Genomic DNA, 18384 nt, shown 5'->3' with positions numbered 1-18384 from the left:
TCCCGTCAGACGGCCTTGAGGCCGAGGATCTCCCGGGCCTCGGCCGGGCTCGCCGGCTCGTGGTTCAGCTCCTTGACGATCCGCACCGTGCGGGCCACGAGCTGCTCGTTGGTGGCGAGCTGGCCGCGGGAATAGTAGTTGTTGTCCTCGAGCCCGACCCGGACATGGCCGCCGAGCAGGATGGCCTGCGTGGTCGCCGGCAGCTGCGCCGGACCGATGCCGGAGACGCAGAAGATCGATTGCGGCGGCAGCATCCGGATCATCGCCGCCAGGATGTCGTGCGAGTAGGGCATCGCGCCCTGGAAGCCCTTGTCGGCGCCGAGCACCATGTTGATGTAGTAGGGCGGCTTGTCGTAGCCCTTCTCGATCAGCCGGGTCACGTCCTGCAGGATGTGCTGCGGCCCGAACACCTCCCATTCCGGCTTGATGCCGCGCTCCTGCATGCGCTTGGCCAGGGCCTCGCAGCGGCTCGGCGTGGTGACCACCAGGATCTCGCGGCCGCCATGCACGTCCGCGAAGGTCATGCCGTCGAAGGTCGCCATCTCGGCGCCGGCCTCGCAGCCCTTCAGCCGCTCCTCGAAGCTCGATTCGAACAGCCCGTCGGGGCGGGGCACCAGCATGTCGCCGCTCGATCCGCCGCCGGTCGAGTTGTTGAGGATGATGTCGCAGCGCTCGCGGATACGGCGGTTGATGTCGCGGTAGATCTCGGCGTTGCAGGTCGCCTCGTCGTCGGGCCGGCGGGCGTGGAGCGCCGCGACGGCCGCCCCCTCCTTCCAGGACTTGTGCACCGACTCGGCGATTTCCTGCGGCTGGGTCGGCAGGTTGTGGTTCTGCGCCTTCGACGCCATGCCGCCCGTCGGCGCCACCGTCACGATCACCTTGGCCATGTTGTCCTCCCTGGGTTGGTCGACGAGTGATTACGGCAGGTCCGGCGCCTCGCGCTTCTGCCGGACGAGGTCGACGAGGAGCCGGTCGCGCTGCGCCACCATGGCGTCCCGGTCGCGCTGTCCGAGCGCCTCTTCGAGGCCCTGGACGAGGGTCGCCTTGAGTTCGGGCGTCAGGCGCGGGTCGCCGAGATCGGCCCACATCGCCTCCATCAGCGGCCCGAGATGGTCGAGCGTGTGGGCCAGCCCCCCGGGCCCGCCCGACAGGTGGTTGAGCAGGCACGGCCCCATCAGGGCCCAGCGCAGGCCCGGCCCGTGGGCGATGGCGGCGTCGATGTCGGCCACCGTGGCGGCTCCCGTCCCGACGAGGTGGAACGCCTCGCGCCACAAAGCCGCCTGGAGCCGGTTGGCGACGTGGCCGACGAGTTCGCGCCGCAGGCGGATCGGCCGCTTGCCGATGCGCGCGTAGAACGTCGTCGCGGCGGCGATGGCGCCCTCGTCGGTCCGCTCTCCCCCCAGAACCTCGACCAGCGGCACCAGGTGGGGCGGGTTGAAGGGGTGGCCGAGCACCACCCGGCCCGGGAAACGGCAGGCGGTCTGGACCGCGCTCGGCGTCAGGCCGGAGGAGCTGGTCGCCAGCACCACGTCGGGCGCGGCCGCGGCGTCGAGGCGGGCGAAGGTCTCGCGCTTGATCTCCAGGCGCTCGGGCCCGTTCTCCTGCACGAAATCGGCTTGGGCCGCGGCCTCTTCCGGCCCGGCGACGAAGGTCAGGCGGTCGGGCGAGGCGCCGGCGCCCAGGCCGATCTGTTCGAGGACCGGCCAGTGCCGGGCGACCGTCCCGCGCAAGGCGTCTTCCGCGCCGGGGGCCGGGTCGGTGGCGACGACGTCGAGGCCGTGGGCCAGACACAGCGACACCCACGACGCCCCGATGACGCCGGTGCCGACCACCGCCACCCGTCCGATGGCCGTGCGGTACCCGGGGCCTGGGTCTCTCGCCTGCCCGCTCGCGTCATCCATCGCGGCGCCCTCCCTGATCGGGCCTCTGTCAGGGCTTGTCGCCCGATTGACCCGTTGAGATAGTTATATCACATTACAAATCAGGTTTGGCAATCCGGTGCGAAACGGCCGGAGCGAGAATCGGAGGAACGCCGATATGGCGGAGGACCTGTCGGGCCTCGGTACCGAGTCCCTGGTCGTCACCCGGCGGGATGCCGTGGCGATCGTCACCCTGAACCGCCCGCACAAGCGCAATGCCCTCGACGACGGCATGGTGCTGGGGCTCGAGCGCATCGCCCGGGGCCTGCCCGACGACGTGCGCGCCCTCGTCATCGCCGCGGAGGGCCCGCATTTCTGTGCCGGGCTCGACCTCGCCGAACTGACCGAGCGCGACGCGCCGGCCGGGATGCTGCACTCGCGGATGTGGCACCGGGCCTTCCACGAGATCGAGTTCGGGCGGGTGCCGGTGGTGGCGGCGCTGAAAGGGGCGGTGATCGGCGGCGGTCTGGAACTGGCGCTGTCGGCCCACCTGCGGGTGGCCGAGTCGTCCGCCTTCTACGCCCTGCCGGAGGGCCAGCGCGGCATCTTCGTCGGCGGCGGCGCCTCGGTGCGGCTGCCGCGGCTGATCGGCGTGTCGCGGATGCGCGACATGATGCTGACCGGCCGGGTCCACGATGCCGAGAGCGGCGAGCGGCTCGGCCTGTCGCACTACGTCATGCCGCCGGGGGAGGGGCTGGAGCGCGCGATCCAGCTCGCCGCCCGGGCGGCCGAGAATGCACCGCTCACCAACTACGCCCTGATCCACGCCCTGCCGCGCATCGCCGAGGCCGACCCGGCGACGGGATACCTGACGGAGGCCCTCATGACCGCGGTGGCGCAGAGCGACGCCGAGGCGAAGCGGCGATTGGCGGAGTTCCTGGAGGGGCGGGCGAAGAAGGTGAGGGAGTAGGCGCCCTATCACCCGCCGGCGCCGTGAATCCCTCCGCGTCGTTCCGGAGCCCCGGGACGACCCTGAGCGGTGGAAACGCAGCGAATAAAAGTAAAACGCGATTCCCCCTCTCCCACACGGGAGAGGGGATCCCGCGACTGATCTTTGATCGGCAAGACAAAGACGACGCGCCGATTTCCCCACACCGAATTCCACGAGCCGACACCAAGACCGGCCCCACTCCTCCGGAGGAACCATGCCCCGTCGCCCCATCCGCCGGCTCGCCCCTGCGCTCGCCGCCCTCCTGTCCCTGCTCGCTCCCGCCTTCGCCGCCGAGCGGCCGGTGAAGATCGGCGTCCTCAACGACATGTCGGGTCCTTACGCCGACTACCAGGGCCAGGGCTCGGTCATCGCCGCGCAGCTCGCCATCGAGGATTTCGCGAAACAGGCCGGGCGCCCGGTCGAGCTGGTCTCGGCCGACCACCAGAACAAGACCGATATCGGCGCCTCGATCGCCCGGCGCTGGTTCGATCAGGACGGCGTCGACCTGATCGTCGACGTGCCGAACTCCGCCGTGGCGCTCGCGGTGTCGAACCTGGCGCGGGAGAAGAACAAGGTGTTCATCGGCTCGGGCGCCGGCACCGCCGAGCTCACCGGCAAGCAATGCTCGCCCAACACCGTGCACTGGACCTACGACACCTGGTCGCTCGGCCATGCTCTCGCGAAGGCCCTGGTGCAGCAGGGCGGGAAGTCCTGGTACTTCCTCACCGCCGACTACACCTTCGGCAAGGACCTCGAAGGCTCGGCCGCCGAGGAGGTGAAGGCCATGGGCGGCAGCGTGAAGGGGACGTCGCGCCATCCCCTCGGCACCGCCGACTTCTCGTCCTTCCTGCTCCAGGCCCAAAGCTCGGGCGCCGACGTGATCGGGCTGGCGAATGCCGGCGACGATACCTCCAACGCCTTGAAGCAGGCGGCGGAGTTCGGCATCGCGCCCGGGCAGCGCCTCGCCGGGCTGATCCTCAACATCACCAACATGCCGGCACTCGGCCTCAAGGCGACCCAGGGCGTCTACATCGTCACGCCGTATTACTGGGACCTCAACGACGGCACCCGGGCCTTCGCGGCGCGCTATGCCGCCCGCCACCCGCGCCACGCCATGCCGAACGACATGCAGGCCGGCGTCTACTCGGCGGTGGAGCATTACCTGAAGGCGCTGGGCACCGTGAAGGACGCGGGCGACGGCCGGGCGGTGGTGGCGGCCATGAAGGCGATGCCGACCGACGATCCGATCTTCGGCAAGGGCCGCATCCGCGAGGACGGGCGCAAGCTCCACCCGATGTACCTGCTGACCACCAAGACGCCCGCCGAGAGCAAGGGCGGCTGGGACTATTTCAAGCCGGTCCGCACCGTGCCGGCCGAAGAGGCCTGGCGCCCGCTCTCCGAGGGCGGCTGCCCGTTGGTGAAGGGGTGAGGCGATGGACACGCATCGTTTCGTCGCGCGCGCGGACGGCAGCTTGCTCGTCACCGCCAGGGCCGCGCTGCCGCCCTACCCGGAGCGCCTGACCGCGCACCTGACCCGCCACGCCGCCGAGGCGCCGGACAGGCCGTTCCTGGTCCGGCGCGGCCCGGAGGGCGCCGAGTCCCTGACCTACGGGGCGGCGCTCCAGACCGTCGAGCGGATCGCCGCGGCGCTGCTGACGCGCAACCTCTCGGCCGAGCGGCCGGTGATGATCCTGTCCGGCAACGGCTTCGAGCACGCGCTGCTCTCGCTGGCCGCGCTCCATGTCGGCATCGCGGTGGCGCCGGTCTCGCCGGCCTATTCCACCGTGTCGCAGGACCATGCCCGCCTGCGGGCGATCGTGGAGCTGCTCACCCCCGGCCTCGTCTTCGCGGCGGAAGGGGCCACGTACGCTCCTGCCATCGCAGCCGCGGTCCCGGCCGGGACCGAAGTGGTGATCGGCGACGGCGCGGCGATCGGCCGGGCCGCGACACCGTTCGCGGACCTGATGCAGGCCCACGATCCTGGAGCCGTAGCCGCCGCCCACGCGGCGGTGGCACCGGAGACGGTGGCAAAGCTCCTGTTCACCTCCGGCTCCACCGGCGTGCCGAAGGCGGTGGTGAACACGCACCGGATGCTCGCCGCCAACCAGGCGATGCTGCAGGCGCGCTTCCCCGCGCTCACGGCCGAGCCGCCGGTGATGGTCGACTGGCTGCCCTGGCACCACACCTTCGGGGGCAACCACAACTTCAACCTGGTGCTGGCGAATGGCGGCACCCTGCACATCGACGAGGGCCGGCCGACCCCGAGCGGTATCCGCGAGACGGTGCGGGCCCTGCGCGAGGTGGCGCCGACGCTCTACCTCACGGTGCCGAAGGGCTTCGAGGCGCTGGTGCCGCACCTGCGCGACGATGCCGAATTGCGGCAGAACTTCTTCAGCCGGCTCCAGGTCACCTTCTTCGCCGCCGCCGGCCTGCCGCAGCCGGTCTGGGACGCGATCGACGACCTCGCCCGCCGGACCATCGGCCGGACGGTGCCGATGGTGACGGGTCTCGGGGCCACCGAGACCGCCCCCCTCGCCCTCGTCACCGACGACCGCCCGGCCAAGGCCGGCCAGGTCGGCCTGCCGGCTCCCGGCGTCGAACTGAAGGTCGCGCCCGTCGGGACGAAGCGCGAGGCGCGGGTGCGCGGGCCCAACGTCACCCCCGGCTACTGGCGCCGGCCGGACCTGACGGCGACGGCCTTCGACGAGGAGGGATTCTACCGGCTCGGCGACGCGCTGGTGCCGGTCGATCCCGACGATCCCCACCGCGGCTTCACCTTCGACGGGCGCCTGAACGAGGATTTCAAGCTCACCACCGGTGTCTGGGTCAGCGTCGGGCCGTTGCGCGCCGCCTTCCTCGACGCGTTCCAGCCGCTGGTGCGCGACGTCGCCATCGCCGGCGAGGCGCGGGACGAGGTCACGGCCCTGGTCTTCCCCGACCTCGCCGCCTGCCGGGCCCTCTGCGGCGAGACCGGCGGCGACGACGCCGTCCTCGCCCATCCGGCCCTGCGGCGCGAATTCGCCCGGCGCCTCGGGGCCTTCGCGCAACGGGCGACTGGCTCGTCGAACCGCATCGCCCGCCTGCTGCCGCTCGCCGAGCCGCCGGCCCTCGATCGCGACGAGGTGACCGACAAGGGCTCGATCAACCAGCGCGGCGTGCTGCGCAACCGGGCCGAGGCGGTCGCCCGCCTCTACGCCGCGCCTTTTTCCCCCGACATCATCCTGCCGGAGACCGCATGACCTCGCCGCAAGAGCCCGTCACGGACCACGAGGGCTTCACGCATACCCGCACCCTGACGGTGGAATGGGGCCATTGCGACCCCGCCGGCATCGTGTTCAACCCGCGCTTCTTCGACTTCTTCGACTGGTCGACCGCGATGCTGTGCGAGGCGGCGACCGGGCTGCCGAAGGCCGGGATGCTGGCGCGCTACGACCTTCTCGGCATCCCGCTGGTCGAGACCGGGGCGCGCTTCCTCAAGCCCTCGCGCTACGGCGACCGGGTCGAGATCGTCTCGACGGTGGTGGATGTGGGCCGTTCGAGCTTTGCCGTGCGCCACCGCCTGCTCAATGCCGGCGACCTCGCCGTCGAGGGCCGCGAGCGCCGGGTCTGGGCCGGCCGCCACCCCGACGACCCGGCCCGGATGAAGGCGGCGCCGATTCCGGAGGAACTGGTCGGGCGGTTCCGGGGGGAGTGATACGAAGTCCGGACGACCCCTTGCGGACTTCGTCTCACCAGCCCGCGCGGCGGAGCCGGAGCCGCCACACGCTCGAGCGAAGCCGGCGTCCGCACGGCGAACGCGATTGCGCAACCATCGCCGGGCCATCGATCGGACGTCGCATGGGGCTCAATCCGTCTCTTCCGCCACCTCGTCCTCCGCCACGTCCCGCGCCCCCTGCTCCAGACGCCGCAGCAGGCCGAGGAGCGCGCTCCGCTCCTCGGCGCTCAGGAAGGCGGCGATGCGCTCCTCGTGGGCGGCCTCGCGGCGGTGCAGCTCGGCCATCAGGGCCTCGCCGGCCTCGGTCAGGAACAGGGAATGCGAGCGGCGGTCGGAGGGGTCGGGCGCGCGGCGCACCAGGGCGCGGGCCTCCAGCTCGTCGAGGAGCGGGCCGATATTGGCCCGCTTGATCCCGATCGCCGCGCCGACTTGGCTCGGCCGCAGGCCCGGGCTGCCCTCGATGACGGTGAGCACGCCGAGCTGGCTCTGGCGCACGTCGAGATCGGCGAACAGCTCGACGAAGCTGCGCGACACCGCGACCTGCGCCCGCCGCAGGGTGTAGCCGATCAGGCCTTCGAGGCGGGCGAGGCCCGGGGAATCATCGCGCGGCACCGCTGGACGGGTCCTTGTTCGACCGTGGACATCGTCCCGCCACCTGCCCGCGATCGGGCCCGGGCGCAAGCCGGCGGCGCGCCAGGACCCGAACGATCGGCCCCGCCCGATCAGCCGTTCGCCCGCGCCTCCCGGTCCCACGCCGCCTCGGTCTCGAGCGAGTGCTTGTCCCGCTTGCAGGTCGCGAGCGCGGCATCGCGGCCGGCCTCCCGGTAGATGACGGCGAAATCGCCCTTCGCCACGTCACCCTCGATCCGGGGATCCTCCGCCGACCCGGCATGGCCCACGTAGCGCAGACTGGTGCCGTAATGCCCGCTCCAGAAGAACGGCGTCTCGGAAAACGGCGCCGCCTCGCCGAGCAGCGCGCGGGCGACGTGCTGGCCCTGGCGCTGGGCATGGACCCAGTGCTCGACCCGCAGGCGCCGCCCGCTGCGCGGATCCGGATAGGCGGCGACGTCGCCGATCGCGTAGATCCCGGGGGCGGAGGCGCGAAGCGTGCCGTCGACCGCGATGCCGCCGCCCTCGTCCTTGCCCGCCAGCGCCAGGCCCGCCCCCTCGGCGAGGTCGATGCGGGGTGCCACGCCGGTGCCGAGCACGACGAGGTCGGCCTCGATCCGGCTGCCGTCGTCGAGGGTGAGGGCGCTGCCGTCGAAGCCCGTCACCTCGCGGCCGAGGCGGAAGGTCACGCCCTTCTCCTCGTGCAGGCCCTGGACGAAGCGGCCGACCGCCTCGCCGAGGATTTTTTTCAGCGGCACCGCGTCGGGCGCCACCACGGTCACCGTCTTCTCGCGGGCCACCATCGCGGCGGCGACTTCGAGGCCGATGAAGCTCGCCCCCACCACGGCGACGCTCCGGGCGGTCTCCGCCGCGGCGATCAGCGCGTCGGCATCCCGGAGGCTGCGCAGGGTGTGGACCTCGGGCCGGTCGAAGCCCGGCAGGTCGGGCCGCTGCGGCGCGGCGCCGGTGGCGATCACCAGGGCGTCGTAAGGCAGGCGCTCGCCGCCCGCGGTGACGGCCTCCTCGGCCCCGAGATCGAGGGAGACCACCCGGTCGCGCAAGTAGCGCGGGCCCTCGCCCCGGTCGAAGCCCTTCGGGGCGAGCAGGGTCGCCTCGCGCTTGGCCTTGCCGGAAAGATACTGCTTCGAGCAGAAGGTGCGGTCGTAGGGCGGATCGGGATCGTCGCTCACCAGGGTCACGGCGGCGCCGTGGCCGGCCCGGGCGAGCCACTCGGCGCAGGCATGGCCGCCGGCACCGCCGCCGACGATCACGATCCGGCCGGGATCTCGGCCGGCGGACTTCGCGGGGGCGTGGCGCCGCCCGGTCACCGTGATGCGGCCGTCGCGCTCCTCGGCGCGGTAGCACGGCAGCGGATCGAAGGCCGGTGCGCCGACCGCCTCGCCGGTCTCGAGGCTGAAGCGGGCATGGTGCCAGGGGCAGCGCACCTCTCCCTCTACCACGATCCCCTTGGCCATCGGCGCGCCGAGATGGGTGCAGCGCGCGCCGATCGCCCGGACCCGGCCGTCGCGGCGCAGGAGCAGCACCTTGTCCTCGCCGAGCACGCCCTCGAGCATCGCCCCCTCGGGCAGGTCGGCCACCGGGATCCCGCGGGCGAAATCCGGCTTCTGTTCGGAATCCTTGTCGGCCATGGCCTGCCTCTTCGTCAGTCGGCGTAGTCGTCGGCAGGCAACGCGTCTGTGCCCCAACGGTGCCGTCAGCCGATCCCGTCGACGATAGGTCGCAGTCGCTTCGGGAAATGAAGGCGCTTGGGTGAGCCGCAAGCGCCTGGACGAACCTCAGGCGCTTGGACGAGCCGCAGGCCCCTGGACGAGCCGCAGGCGCTTGGGCCCCCGGAGGGACGAGCCGTCCCGGTAGGGCGGCGGATCCTCGGCGAGGCGGGGGGCCCGGAGCCGGGCCGCGAGGGCCGTCAGCGCCGCCTCGGCCTCGATGCGGGCGAGCGGCGCGCCGATGCAGTAATGCAGGGCGCCGCCGAAGCCGAAATGCTGGTTGTCCTCCCGGTCGGGATCGAACCGGTCGGGGTGGGGGAAGCGCGCGGGGTCGCGGTTGCCGGCCGCGAAGAGCAGCACCAGGGGCGCGCCCTCCGGGATCACCGTGCCGGCGACGGGAATCGGCGCCCGGGCGAGCCGGGTGCGGAAATGCACCGGCGGGTCGTAGCGCAGCACCTCCTCGATCACCCGCGGCGCCCGCTCCGGATCGGCCCGCAGGCGCGCGAACTCGTCGGGGTGGCGCAGCAGCGCCAGCATGCCGTTGGCGATGAGGTTCACGGTGGTTTCGTGGCCGGCGATCAGCAGCAGGATCGCGGTGGCGATGAGGTCGGGGTCGCTCATCCGCCCGACCTCCGGGTCCTTGGCGGTGGCGAGCCCCGACAGCATGTCGTCGGCCGGCGCCCGGCGCTTCTCGCGGATCAGGTCGCGCATGTAATCGGCGATGGCGTCGAAGGTCTCGGTGTTGCGGGCGCGCAGGGCCTCGTCCTTGCGGCTCTCGGGCTCGAGCGCGGTGGCGAGCTGCGTCGCCCAGGCATGGAAACGCGTCTCGTCTTCCCGCGGCACGCCGAGCAACTCGCAGATCACCGTGACGGGGAGCGGATAGGCGAGGTCGTCGACGAGATCGAAGGTGCTCGCCCCGGCGCACCGGTCCAGGCACTCCGCCACCAGGGCTTCCGTCCGCCGCTTCATGCCGCGCACCCGCGCCACGGTGAACTGCGCCATCACCTGGCGGCGCAAGGCGCCGTGGTCGGGCGGATCGCGGAAGATGAAGGGGCGGTGGCGGTCGGCGATCCGGTCCTTCAACGGGTTGACGATCCAGTCCTTGACCGGGTTGCCGGTGGCCGGGTGCTCGGCCGGCGGCAGGTCCTCCGAGCTGACCCGGGGATCGTGCAGCAGGGCGCGGATCGCCGCATGGCCGCTCGCCACGAACGTGCCGTCGTCCTGGCGCGCGACGGGACAGGCGCGCAGGCGGGCATAGAGCGGATAGGGGTCGGCGCGGTGCGCGGGGTCGCGGACCTGCGCGAACAGGGTGGCGTCGGACATGGAGGAGCCTCGGGGTGAACCGCGACGGATCAGGCGGCCTGAGCGGGCAGGCCCGGCGGCACCGGGTCCGGGTGCGGCTGGTCGGCGCCGCCGGTGATCGGCGGGAACGGCGCGCCCTCGCGGATCGCGCCCGCATAGGCCGGCAGCCAGCGCCCGGCATTGACCGCGACCGCCGCGATCGTGCGGCCCTCCCGGCCGTAGACCGCCAGGAAGCGGGCCGATCGCGGATCGCCCTGCACGATCGCCACCGCATCGGCCCCCTCGGTGAGCCCGAGGGACTTGATGTTGAGGCCGAACTGGCTCGACCAGAAGGCCGGCATCTCGGCGTAGGGGCCGGCGGCCTCCGGCCCCTCCAGCATGGCGCGGGCGGCATGCGCGGCTTGCGCGACGGCGTTGCCCCAATGCTCCAGGGCGACCGGACGGTTGTCGTAGACGGGGTGGGGGAAGCGCGCCACGTCGCCGGCGGCGAAGACCGCGTCGTCCGGCCGGCCGGCCGCGTCGAGTGCGCGGCAGGCGCCGTCACAGGACAGGCCGCCCTCGTCCGCGTCGAGGCCGGATCCGGCGAGCCATTCCGTGTTGCGCACCGCACCGAGCGCCACCACGACGAGGTCGGCCGCGATGGTGCCGCCCCCGGCGAGCCGCGCACGCCGCACCCGGCCGTCCCCGCCCTCCAGATGCGCCACCTCGGCGCCCATGCGCAGGTCGATCCCGGCCGCCTCCATTCGCCCGGCGACGAAGCCGCCGATCACCTGACCCAGGGCCGCCGTGAGGGGCGAGGGTGCCGGATCGACCACCGTGACCGGCAACCCGAGGGCGCGGATGCTGGAGGCGACCTCGCAGCCGATGAAACCGGCGCCGAGGATCAGCACCCGCCCCGGCCGCGCCGCCAGCCCGGCGGCGAGCGCCGCGGCGTCGTCGCGGCCGCGCAGGGTGTGGACACCCGCCAGGGCCGCGGCGCCGGCCTCCGGCCACGGCCGGGCGCGGGCGCCGGTGGCGATCAGCAGGCGGTCGAAGGGCAGGCGCTCGCCCCCCGCCAGGAGGAGCGCCCGCCCGGCGCGGTCGAGGCCCGCGGCGGGCGCGCCGAGGCGCCACTCGGCCCGGAGAGCCCCGACGCCCGGCAGGGTCGTGGCGCCCGGCGCGATCTCCCCGGTGAGGACGTGCTTCGACAGGGGCGGGCGGTCGTAGGGGAGATGAGGCTCGTCGCCGACGAGGACCAGCCGGCCCGCGAAGCCGCCGGCCCGCAGCGCCTCGGCGCCGCGCAAGGCCGCGAGCGAGGCGCCCGCGACGACGATCGTCCCATCCCTCACGCCGCGCGCTCCCGAGGCTCGTGCTCGACCCGGATCGCCCGGACCGGGCAGGCCAGCACCGCCCGGTCGATCGCCGCACGCTCCGCCTCGGGCGGGGCCGGGTCGTAGACCAGGATCTCGTCGCCCCGCAGCACGAATCGCTCCGGCGCCGCGTAGCAGCACTGGGCGTAGGCCTGGCAGCGATTCAGGTCGACGACGACGCGCATCCGCGGCTCCTCGGCGGTGGGGTTCGGCGGAAGAACCGCAGCGGCAGGCCCTGGTTCCGGCACCGGGCGGCGTGCGCGGCGCCCGATCGCGCTGCCATCGGGCGTTGCTCTAGGTCTCTGATTTTGCCGCATTTTCTGAGACGCGCCGGCAAGCACTTCGTCGGACCATGCTTGAGCGGATCGACAAGGCCGCCAAGGTCATAAGCGCCTGTTACGTCTAACAGACGCTTTCCGCTGAGAAATCGATTTTGACCGACGGATAATCCTTGCCTTTTCGGGCAACGCTAACTTAAGGATGTGAACCGATTTGCAATGACCGCAGAGCGTGCCGGCATGGACGAGACCGCCAACCCTCACGACCAGATCGTTACGCTAACGGCAGATATCATTTCTGCCTATGTCAGCAGCAATCATCTGCAGAGCGCCGAGCTTCCGAAGCTGATCGCCGATGTCTACGCTGCGTTGAACGACATGGCGCAGGGCGGCAAAGCTGCTCCCGAGCCGGCCCATCCCAAGGCGACGCCGGGCGAGATCCGCCGGTCGATCACCCACGACTACCTGATCAGCTTCGAGGATGGCAAATCGTACAAGACCTTGCGCCGCCACCTCACGTTGCGCGGCCTGACGCCGGAAGCCTATCGCCAGAAATGGGGCCTGCCCCACGACTACCCGATGACCTCGGCGAGCTACTCCGAGCAGCGCTCCGAGCTGGCGCGTTCCCTCGGCCTCGGCCAGCAGCGCCGCCGCAGCGCCGCGCGGCCCGAGGAGGAGGGCACCGGCGAGGCCGGCGATGCGGGTGAGACCCTCGCCCCGGACGCCGCCGCGCCGGAGGCCGAGATCGCCGCGGCGCCCGATGGCGCGGGCGAGGTCAAGCCCCGCCGCGGCCGCCGCGGTGCCTGACGCGATTCCCAAGTAGGGGCCTTTCGAAGACAGGGCCTTTTCGGGACCCGGGTCGCGGCCCGGGGATGGCAGGACTGTCCGGGTTTTCCCCCGACCTCCGTGTGCCGCAACTCAGCCGCGCGCCAGCGCCGCGAAGGCCCGGGCGACCGCGACGGCGCCCGGATCCTCCACCCCGGCGAGATCGGCGGCGGCGAGATAGCTCGACCGGCCGGTCCCGGCCCGGGTCATCCGGGCGGTCGCCGCGGCGCCCGCTTCGGCCGCCCGCGCCGCCGCGTCGAGGCCGCCGGCGGACAGGGCCCGGAGCGCCGGCACCAGGGCGTCGAGCAGGGTGCGGTCGCCGGGCCGCGCCCCGCCATGGGCCTGCAGTCGCGCCACCCCGGCCTCCAGGGCCTCCGGCCAGCCCATCCCTCGAGCGAGGCCGGAGCCGGCGGCCTCGAAGAAGATCGACATCAGGACCCCGCTCGATCCGCCGGCCACCCGGGCGAGGCGGTCGGCGAGGGCACGGCAGAGGGCGGCGGGCTCGGCCTGGGGCAGCCGGTTGCGGTCGGCGAGCACGGCGCGCGCCGCCGACGCGAAGGTGGACCCGGTATCGCCATCCCCGACCCGGGCATCGAGGGCGTTGAGCTCGGCTTCCGCGGCGATCAGGGCGGTGCAGACGGCCTCGAGCGCCGCCGCCACCGCGGGATCGTGCGAGGGCGTCGGCGCCGGGCCCCGGTCGAGGCGATCGGGCAGGGGCCGCGTCGCCGGGGGCGCGACGGGTACCGCCCGCGGCCAGGCCGGCACCTCGGTCGGGGCGGTGAGCGCCGCTTCGGTCTCCGCGTCGAGCGGCATCAGCGAGAGCGAGGCGCCGTGCATGTCGAGGGCCGTCATCGCGGCCGCCGGGCCGAGGAGCAGGCGCACCCGGGCGCCGAGCGGCGTCGCCAGCACCGCCCCCGTCAGCACCTGCCTCTCCAGGGCCGTGGTGCCGCCGAGATCGTTGACGAGGAGGGCGAGCGGTCCTCCCTCCGGCAGGGCCTCGGCGAGGCGGGCCGTCATCAGGCGGGCGAGGTCGTCGGCCGGCGGCAGGGCGATGCGCTCGATGCCGGGCTCGCCGTGGATGCCGAGGCCGAGCTCGGCTTCCCCCGGGGCGAGCCGGGACTCCGCCGTCCCGCCGGGCATCGTGCAGCCCGAGACCGCGATGCCGAGGGACTTCACCCCGGCCGCCGCCGCCCGCGCCACCCGCGCCACCTCGGAGAGGGAGCGCCCGCTCTCCGCCGCGAAGCCCGCCGCCTTGTGCACCAGGAGCGTTCCGGCGATGCCGCGGGGTTGCGCCGCCCCGGGGATCGCGACGTCGTCGGCCACCGTCACCGTCTCGACCGCGAGCCCGCGGGCCCGGGCCCGCTCGGCGGCGAGCCCGAAATTCAGCCGGTCGCCCGCGTAATTCTTGATGATGAGGAGGCAGCCCGCCGGCCCGGTCACCGCCAGGATGCCCGCCAGCACCGCATCGACGGAGGGCGAGGCGAACACGTCGCCGCAGATCGCCGCGGTGAGGAGGCCGCGCCCGACGAAGCCCGCATGGGCCGGCTCGTGGCCCGAGCCGCCGCCCGAGACCACCGCGACCCGGTCGAGCGACCAGTCGGCCCGCAGCACGACCCGGATCGACGGATCGCCGTCGAGGCGGGCGAGCCGGCCGCCGCTGCCGGCGACGAGGCCGTCCACCGCCTCCGCCACCAGGGCGGCGCGATCGTTGATGAAATGGGCCATGCGGTCGGTCCCTCCGTCGTCGCGACCCCGCGGCCGCATCCGTCTGCCCATCCTGGCCCGGAGAGGGCGGCATACGCCAGCGGCGGTATCCCCGGCCGATACGGGCCGTCCGGCCGCACCGTCGCCACCGCACCCTCCTCCGATCCCCGACATTCCGGTTTCCATGCACCCATCGTCGACACGATTTTATATTGCAGATAATCTTGAGAATGATTCACAACGGCCAGATCATCAATAGATATAAATCATGACATTATCATATCGTGAAAATCGACCGGAGATGTCCTTGCGCAAGTCCTCTGGCCGGGATCGGGGGGCATGCTCGGCTACGCCGGTATGCCCGGTCTCGCCGATCGCGTCCTTCCGCCCATATCTCCGGTCATGTCCTTTCCGATGTCTCGTCCGGTGTCGCTTCCCATGCCCTGTCGGGCCGACCACCGGGAGGAGGGTTCGCCCTGGTGACGCGGCGCGCGTCCTCCGACGCACCTCCGGACAGTCAAGCCTTTCCGCCGTCGCGGATTCGATTTCGGGTGAGACCATGACGCAGAAGCAGCCGCCGCTCCGAACACTGCGAGCCTTGCATCCCAACTGGACCGGCCATCTCGACTTGTACCCGGATGGCATCGTCGTCCACCGGGAGCATGGAGACCGCGGAACATATACTCTCGACGATGGCATCATGGCGATCGAGTGGAATCGGCACGGGGCCGACAGATACGTTGCGCACGGCGACATCTACATGCAGCACGGGATCGAGCCCGTCGATCTCGGCGCCTTGAACTGGGTGTCCCTCCGGAAAGAACTGTTCCGGGCATCGGGGCTGAGGGTCCGGCTGCCCGGGACCGGCTACGAAGTCGCGATCCGCCTCGGAACCACCGATATGGCTGTCTTCGAGCAGGTCTTCGTCGCGCGGGAATACGAATCCGCGGCGCTGCCGTCCTCGGCGCGGACCATCATCGATCTCGGGGCGAATGTCGGCTACGCGAGCATCTACTTCGGGCTGCGCTATCCGGAGGCCAGCATCACGATGGTCGAGCCGGACCGGGCCAACCTGGACGCCGCCATCGAGAATACCCGGGCGCTCGGGCCGCGGGTGACGGCCCACCACGCCGCGATCTGGTCCGACGACGGCGTCGTCAGCCTGCGCCGGCAGGGCGAGGACGGCGCGAGCCTGGAGAGCTGGGGCTTCCAGACGTCGCGGAACGCCGTGCCCGACGGGGAGGTCGTCCCGAGCATGACCATGTCCAGCATCATGCGCGCCAGCGGATGCGCGGAGGTGGATATCCTGAAGGTCGACATCGAGGGCGCCGAGATCGAGCTGATGTCCGACGGCGACACGGGCTGGCTGTCGGCCGTGGGAATGATCATCGTGGAGACGCACGACCGCTTCCGCCCGGGCAGCGACGCTGCGGTCAGGGGGGCGCTCGCGACCCTGTTCGAGGAGCTGCCGCCGCAGGGCGAAAACCTCATCTTCCGCCGCAAGGAGCGGCGTTGAGGGGACGGCGAGCCGGGCGGGCCCGCGCCGCGCCGCCCCCGGTGCGTCCGGTCCGCGTTGACACGGACGCCCGAGTCGGGTTGTGGAAGCGGGCGCGGACGGAACCGAGACCGTGTCGCGGGCGCCGGGACGGCGCGCACGGAGATTTCTGCGGTGGCGCGGCAGCCGGGTGCGGACAGGACCTCGAGACCCGCCGGAGCGTTTCGCAGCGATGCAAGCCCGGCCTGTCTTCGATGAACCGGCCGCGACGCCGATGACCGACCCCCTTCCGTTCCTGGCCGGCGGTGGCCGCGCGGCCGAGATGATTCGCGCGCGCGACTGGTCCGATCATCCGCTCGGGCCTCCGGAGACGTGGCCCGAGACCCTGCGCACGGCGCTCTCCCTGGTGCTGAACTCGCCCGAGAGCATGATCCTGGCCTGGGGGCAGGACCTGCACTTCTTCTTCAACGAGACCTACTTCCCGCTGCTCGGGCCCCGCCTCGACTGGGCGATGGGCGAACGCTTCGACCGGGTCTGGGCCGATGGCTGGGAGCAGGCCAAGCCCATCATCGACGATGCCTTCGCGGGACGCAGCCGGCGCTTCGTCGACCTGCCGTGGAAGCTCGGCACCGACCGGGGCGAGGCCGAGACCTGGTGGACCTTCTCCTACTCGCGGGTGCTCGACGGCGAGGGCCGCGCCGCCGGCCTGTTCATCCTCACCAACGAGACCACCGCCCAGGTGACCGCGACGCGGCGCCTGCAGGAGAGCGAGGCGATCGCCCGGCAGAACATCGAGCGGGTCCAGCTCGCCCTCGGCGCCGGGGCGATCATCGGGACCTGGTTCTGGGACCTGCCGACCGACCGCTTCACCGTCGACGAGGCCTTCGCCCGCAGCTTCGGCCTCGATCCGCATCTGGGCCGCGACGGCCTGAGCCTGGAGCAGGTGATCGAGACGGTACATCCGGACGACCGGGCCGGCGTGATCGCGGCGATCGACGCGGTGGTGATCCGCGGCGGCGCCTACGCGCATCAGTACCGCACCCGGCGCGCCGACGGGAACTACTACTGGCTCGAGGCGAACGGGCGGGTCGACCACGCCCCCGACGGGACGCCGCTGAGCTTTCCCGGCGTCCTCATCGACGTGGAGGAGCGCCGCGCCGTCGAGGCCGAGCGCGACCGCGCCACCACGATGCTGCGGGCCCTGACCGAGACGCTGGAGCAGCGCGTCGCCGAGCGAACCACCGAGCTGATGCGGGCCGAGGAGGCCCTGCGCCAGTCGCAGAAGATGGAGGCGGTGGGCCAGCTCACCGGCGGCCTCGCCCACGACTTCAACAACCTGCTCGCCGGCATCTCGGGCTCGCTCGAACTGATGCAGACCCGCATCGGCCAGGGCCGGCTCAAGGACATCGACCGCTACATGGCGGCGGCGCAAGGGGCGGCCAAGCGCGCCGCGGCACTGACCCACCGCCTGCTCGCCTTCTCGCGCCGCCAGACGCTCGACCCGCGCCCGACCGACGTCAACCACCTCGTCGCCGGGATGGAGGAGCTGATCCGGCGCAGCGTCGGCCCGGCGATCGAGATCGCCGTGGACGGACCGCCCGATCTCTGGACCGTGCTGGTCGACCCGCCCCAGCTCGAGAACGCGCTGCTCAACCTCTGCCTCAACGCCCGCGACGCGATGCCCGACGGCGGCCGCATCGCCATCGCCACCGGGAACCTCGTCCTCGACGCCGCGGCGGCCCGCGACCACGAGGTTCCGCCCGGCGAGTACCTGTCGCTCGGCGTGACCGACACCGGCAGCGGCATGCCGCCCGAGGTAATCGCCCGGGCCTTCGACCCGTTCTTCACCACCAAGCCCCTCGGGCAGGGCACGGGCCTCGGCCTGTCGATGATCTACGGCTTCACCCAGCAATCGGGCGGGCAGGTGCGGATCGCCTCGGCGGTCGGGCGCGGCACCACGGTCCGCCTGCTCCTGCCGCGCCACCACGGCACCTCCGAGACGGAGGCGGAGCAGCCGGGCCTCGCCGACGCACACCGGGCCGAGCAGGGCGAGACCGTCCTGATCGTCGACGACGAGCCGACCGTGCGGATGCTGGTGACCGAGGTGCTGGAGGATCTGGGCTACACCGCGATCGAGGCCGCCGACGGCGCGGCCGGCCTCAAGGTGCTGCAATCCGACGTGCGGATCGACCTCGTCGTCACCGATGTCGGGCTGCCGGGAGGCATGAACGGTCGCCAGATGGCGGATGCGGCCCGCGTGCGGCGGCCGGGCCTGAAGGTGCTGTTCATCACCGGCTACGCCGAGACCGCGGCGCTCGGCACCGGGCAGCTCGAGCCCGGCACCGCCATCCTGACCAAGCCCTTCGTGGTCGAGGTCCTGGCCGCGCGCATCCGCGAGATGCTCGCGCGGGGCTGAGCAACGCCGATTTTTTGCATCGCGCAGGCGATCGTACGAGGGTGCGGCGTCCGGCCGCGGGATGAGCGTGCGTTACGCAACGTTAAACGCCGTCATGCATACACGATGGAACGC

Annotated in this window: 15 protein-coding genes; 7 read left to right on the top strand and 8 right to left on the bottom strand. The window is 72.4% G+C overall.

Annotated elements, in window-relative coordinates; translation table 11 throughout:
• Nucleotides 1–5: 5 nt before the first annotated feature.
• Together G4G93_RS17580 and G4G93_RS17575 are read right to left on the bottom strand one after the other, a co-directional pair.
• Nucleotides 6–887, bottom strand: a complete 882-nt coding sequence (locus tag G4G93_RS17580) for a 3-keto-5-aminohexanoate cleavage protein (protein WP_165085885.1) — start codon at nt 885–887, stop codon at nt 6–8.
• 30 nt (nt 888–917) lie between these two features.
• Nucleotides 918–1901, bottom strand: coding sequence for a 3-hydroxyacyl-CoA dehydrogenase NAD-binding domain-containing protein (locus tag G4G93_RS17575; RefSeq protein WP_165085884.1), 984 nt, complete (start codon nt 1899–1901; stop codon nt 918–920).
• Between the two features lie 136 nt (nt 1902–2037).
• Between G4G93_RS17575 and G4G93_RS17570 the strand changes: the two genes are divergently transcribed.
• From G4G93_RS17570 to G4G93_RS17555, 4 genes are all read left to right on the top strand, one after another.
• Nucleotides 2038–2829, top strand: a complete 792-nt coding sequence (locus tag G4G93_RS17570) for a crotonase/enoyl-CoA hydratase family protein (protein ID WP_165085882.1) — start codon at nt 2038–2040, stop codon at nt 2827–2829.
• A 235-nt stretch (nt 2830–3064) separates the two neighbouring features.
• Complete coding sequence (locus tag G4G93_RS17565) at nt 3065–4279, top strand: ABC transporter substrate-binding protein (protein ID WP_165085881.1); 1215 nt, start codon at nt 3065–3067, stop codon at nt 4277–4279.
• A gap of 4 nt (nt 4280–4283) precedes the next feature.
• Complete coding sequence (locus G4G93_RS17560; RefSeq protein ID WP_165085879.1) at nt 4284–6089, top strand: feruloyl-CoA synthase; 1806 nt, start codon at nt 4284–4286, stop codon at nt 6087–6089.
• Nucleotides 6086–6544, top strand: coding sequence for a thioesterase family protein (locus tag G4G93_RS17555; RefSeq protein WP_165085877.1), 459 nt, complete (start codon nt 6086–6088; stop codon nt 6542–6544). The genes G4G93_RS17560 and G4G93_RS17555 overlap by 4 nt, the downstream gene beginning before the upstream one ends.
• A 150-nt stretch (nt 6545–6694) precedes the next feature.
• Here G4G93_RS17555 and G4G93_RS17550 read toward each other — a convergent pair whose 3' ends face one another.
• From G4G93_RS17550 to G4G93_RS17530, 5 genes are all read right to left on the bottom strand, one after another.
• The gene (locus G4G93_RS17550; protein WP_165085876.1) at nt 6695–7177 is read right to left on the bottom strand and encodes a MarR family winged helix-turn-helix transcriptional regulator; all 483 of its coding nucleotides are present in this window, start codon (nt 7175–7177) and stop codon (nt 6695–6697) included.
• Between the two features lie 110 nt (nt 7178–7287).
• Complete coding sequence (locus G4G93_RS17545) at nt 7288–8823, bottom strand: apoptosis inducing factor family protein (protein ID WP_165085874.1); 1536 nt, start codon at nt 8821–8823, stop codon at nt 7288–7290.
• 147 nt (nt 8824–8970) lie between these two features.
• Nucleotides 8971–10224 carry a cytochrome P450 gene (locus G4G93_RS17540; protein ID WP_165085872.1) on the bottom strand — a complete coding sequence of 418 codons (1254 nt, stop codon included), beginning with the start codon at nt 10222–10224 and terminating at the stop codon, nt 8971–8973.
• Nucleotides 10225–10253: 29 nt separating this feature from the next.
• Nucleotides 10254–11531: an FAD-dependent oxidoreductase gene (locus G4G93_RS17535; protein WP_165085871.1), complete on the bottom strand. Its 1278-nt coding sequence runs from the start codon at nt 11529–11531 to the stop codon at nt 10254–10256.
• The gene (locus G4G93_RS17530; RefSeq protein ID WP_165085869.1) at nt 11528–11737 is read right to left on the bottom strand and encodes a ferredoxin; all 210 of its coding nucleotides are present in this window, start codon (nt 11735–11737) and stop codon (nt 11528–11530) included. The genes G4G93_RS17535 and G4G93_RS17530 overlap by 4 nt, the downstream gene beginning before the upstream one ends.
• A 312-nt stretch (nt 11738–12049) precedes the next feature.
• On the opposite strand from G4G93_RS17530, the gene G4G93_RS17525 reads away from it, so the two are divergent.
• The gene (locus tag G4G93_RS17525; RefSeq protein WP_246736844.1) at nt 12050–12637 is read left to right on the top strand and encodes a MucR family transcriptional regulator; all 588 of its coding nucleotides are present in this window, start codon (nt 12050–12052) and stop codon (nt 12635–12637) included.
• A gap of 111 nt (nt 12638–12748) precedes the next feature.
• Here G4G93_RS17525 and G4G93_RS17520 read toward each other — a convergent pair whose 3' ends face one another.
• Nucleotides 12749–14380: a dihydroxyacetone kinase subunit DhaK gene (locus G4G93_RS17520; protein WP_165085867.1), complete on the bottom strand. Its 1632-nt coding sequence runs from the start codon at nt 14378–14380 to the stop codon at nt 12749–12751.
• Nucleotides 14381–14918: 538 nt separating this feature from the next.
• Here G4G93_RS17520 and G4G93_RS17515 point away from each other — a divergent pair.
• Both G4G93_RS17515 and G4G93_RS17510 read left to right on the top strand, forming a co-directional pair.
• The gene (locus tag G4G93_RS17515; RefSeq protein WP_165085866.1) at nt 14919–15875 is read left to right on the top strand and encodes an FkbM family methyltransferase; all 957 of its coding nucleotides are present in this window, start codon (nt 14919–14921) and stop codon (nt 15873–15875) included.
• Nucleotides 15876–16128: 253 nt separating this feature from the next.
• Nucleotides 16129–18270, top strand: coding sequence for a hybrid sensor histidine kinase/response regulator (locus G4G93_RS17510; protein ID WP_165085864.1), 2142 nt, complete (start codon nt 16129–16131; stop codon nt 18268–18270).
• The last annotated feature ends 114 nt before the right edge of the window (nt 18271–18384 follow it).

The sequence above is a fragment of the Methylobacterium sp. DB0501 genome (assembly GCF_011043735.1).
Taxonomy (GTDB): domain Bacteria; phylum Pseudomonadota; class Alphaproteobacteria; order Rhizobiales; family Beijerinckiaceae; genus Methylobacterium; species Methylobacterium alsaeris.
Note: the sequence above shows the minus strand (reverse complement) of the source record. Positions and strands in the feature narration are given on the sequence as shown.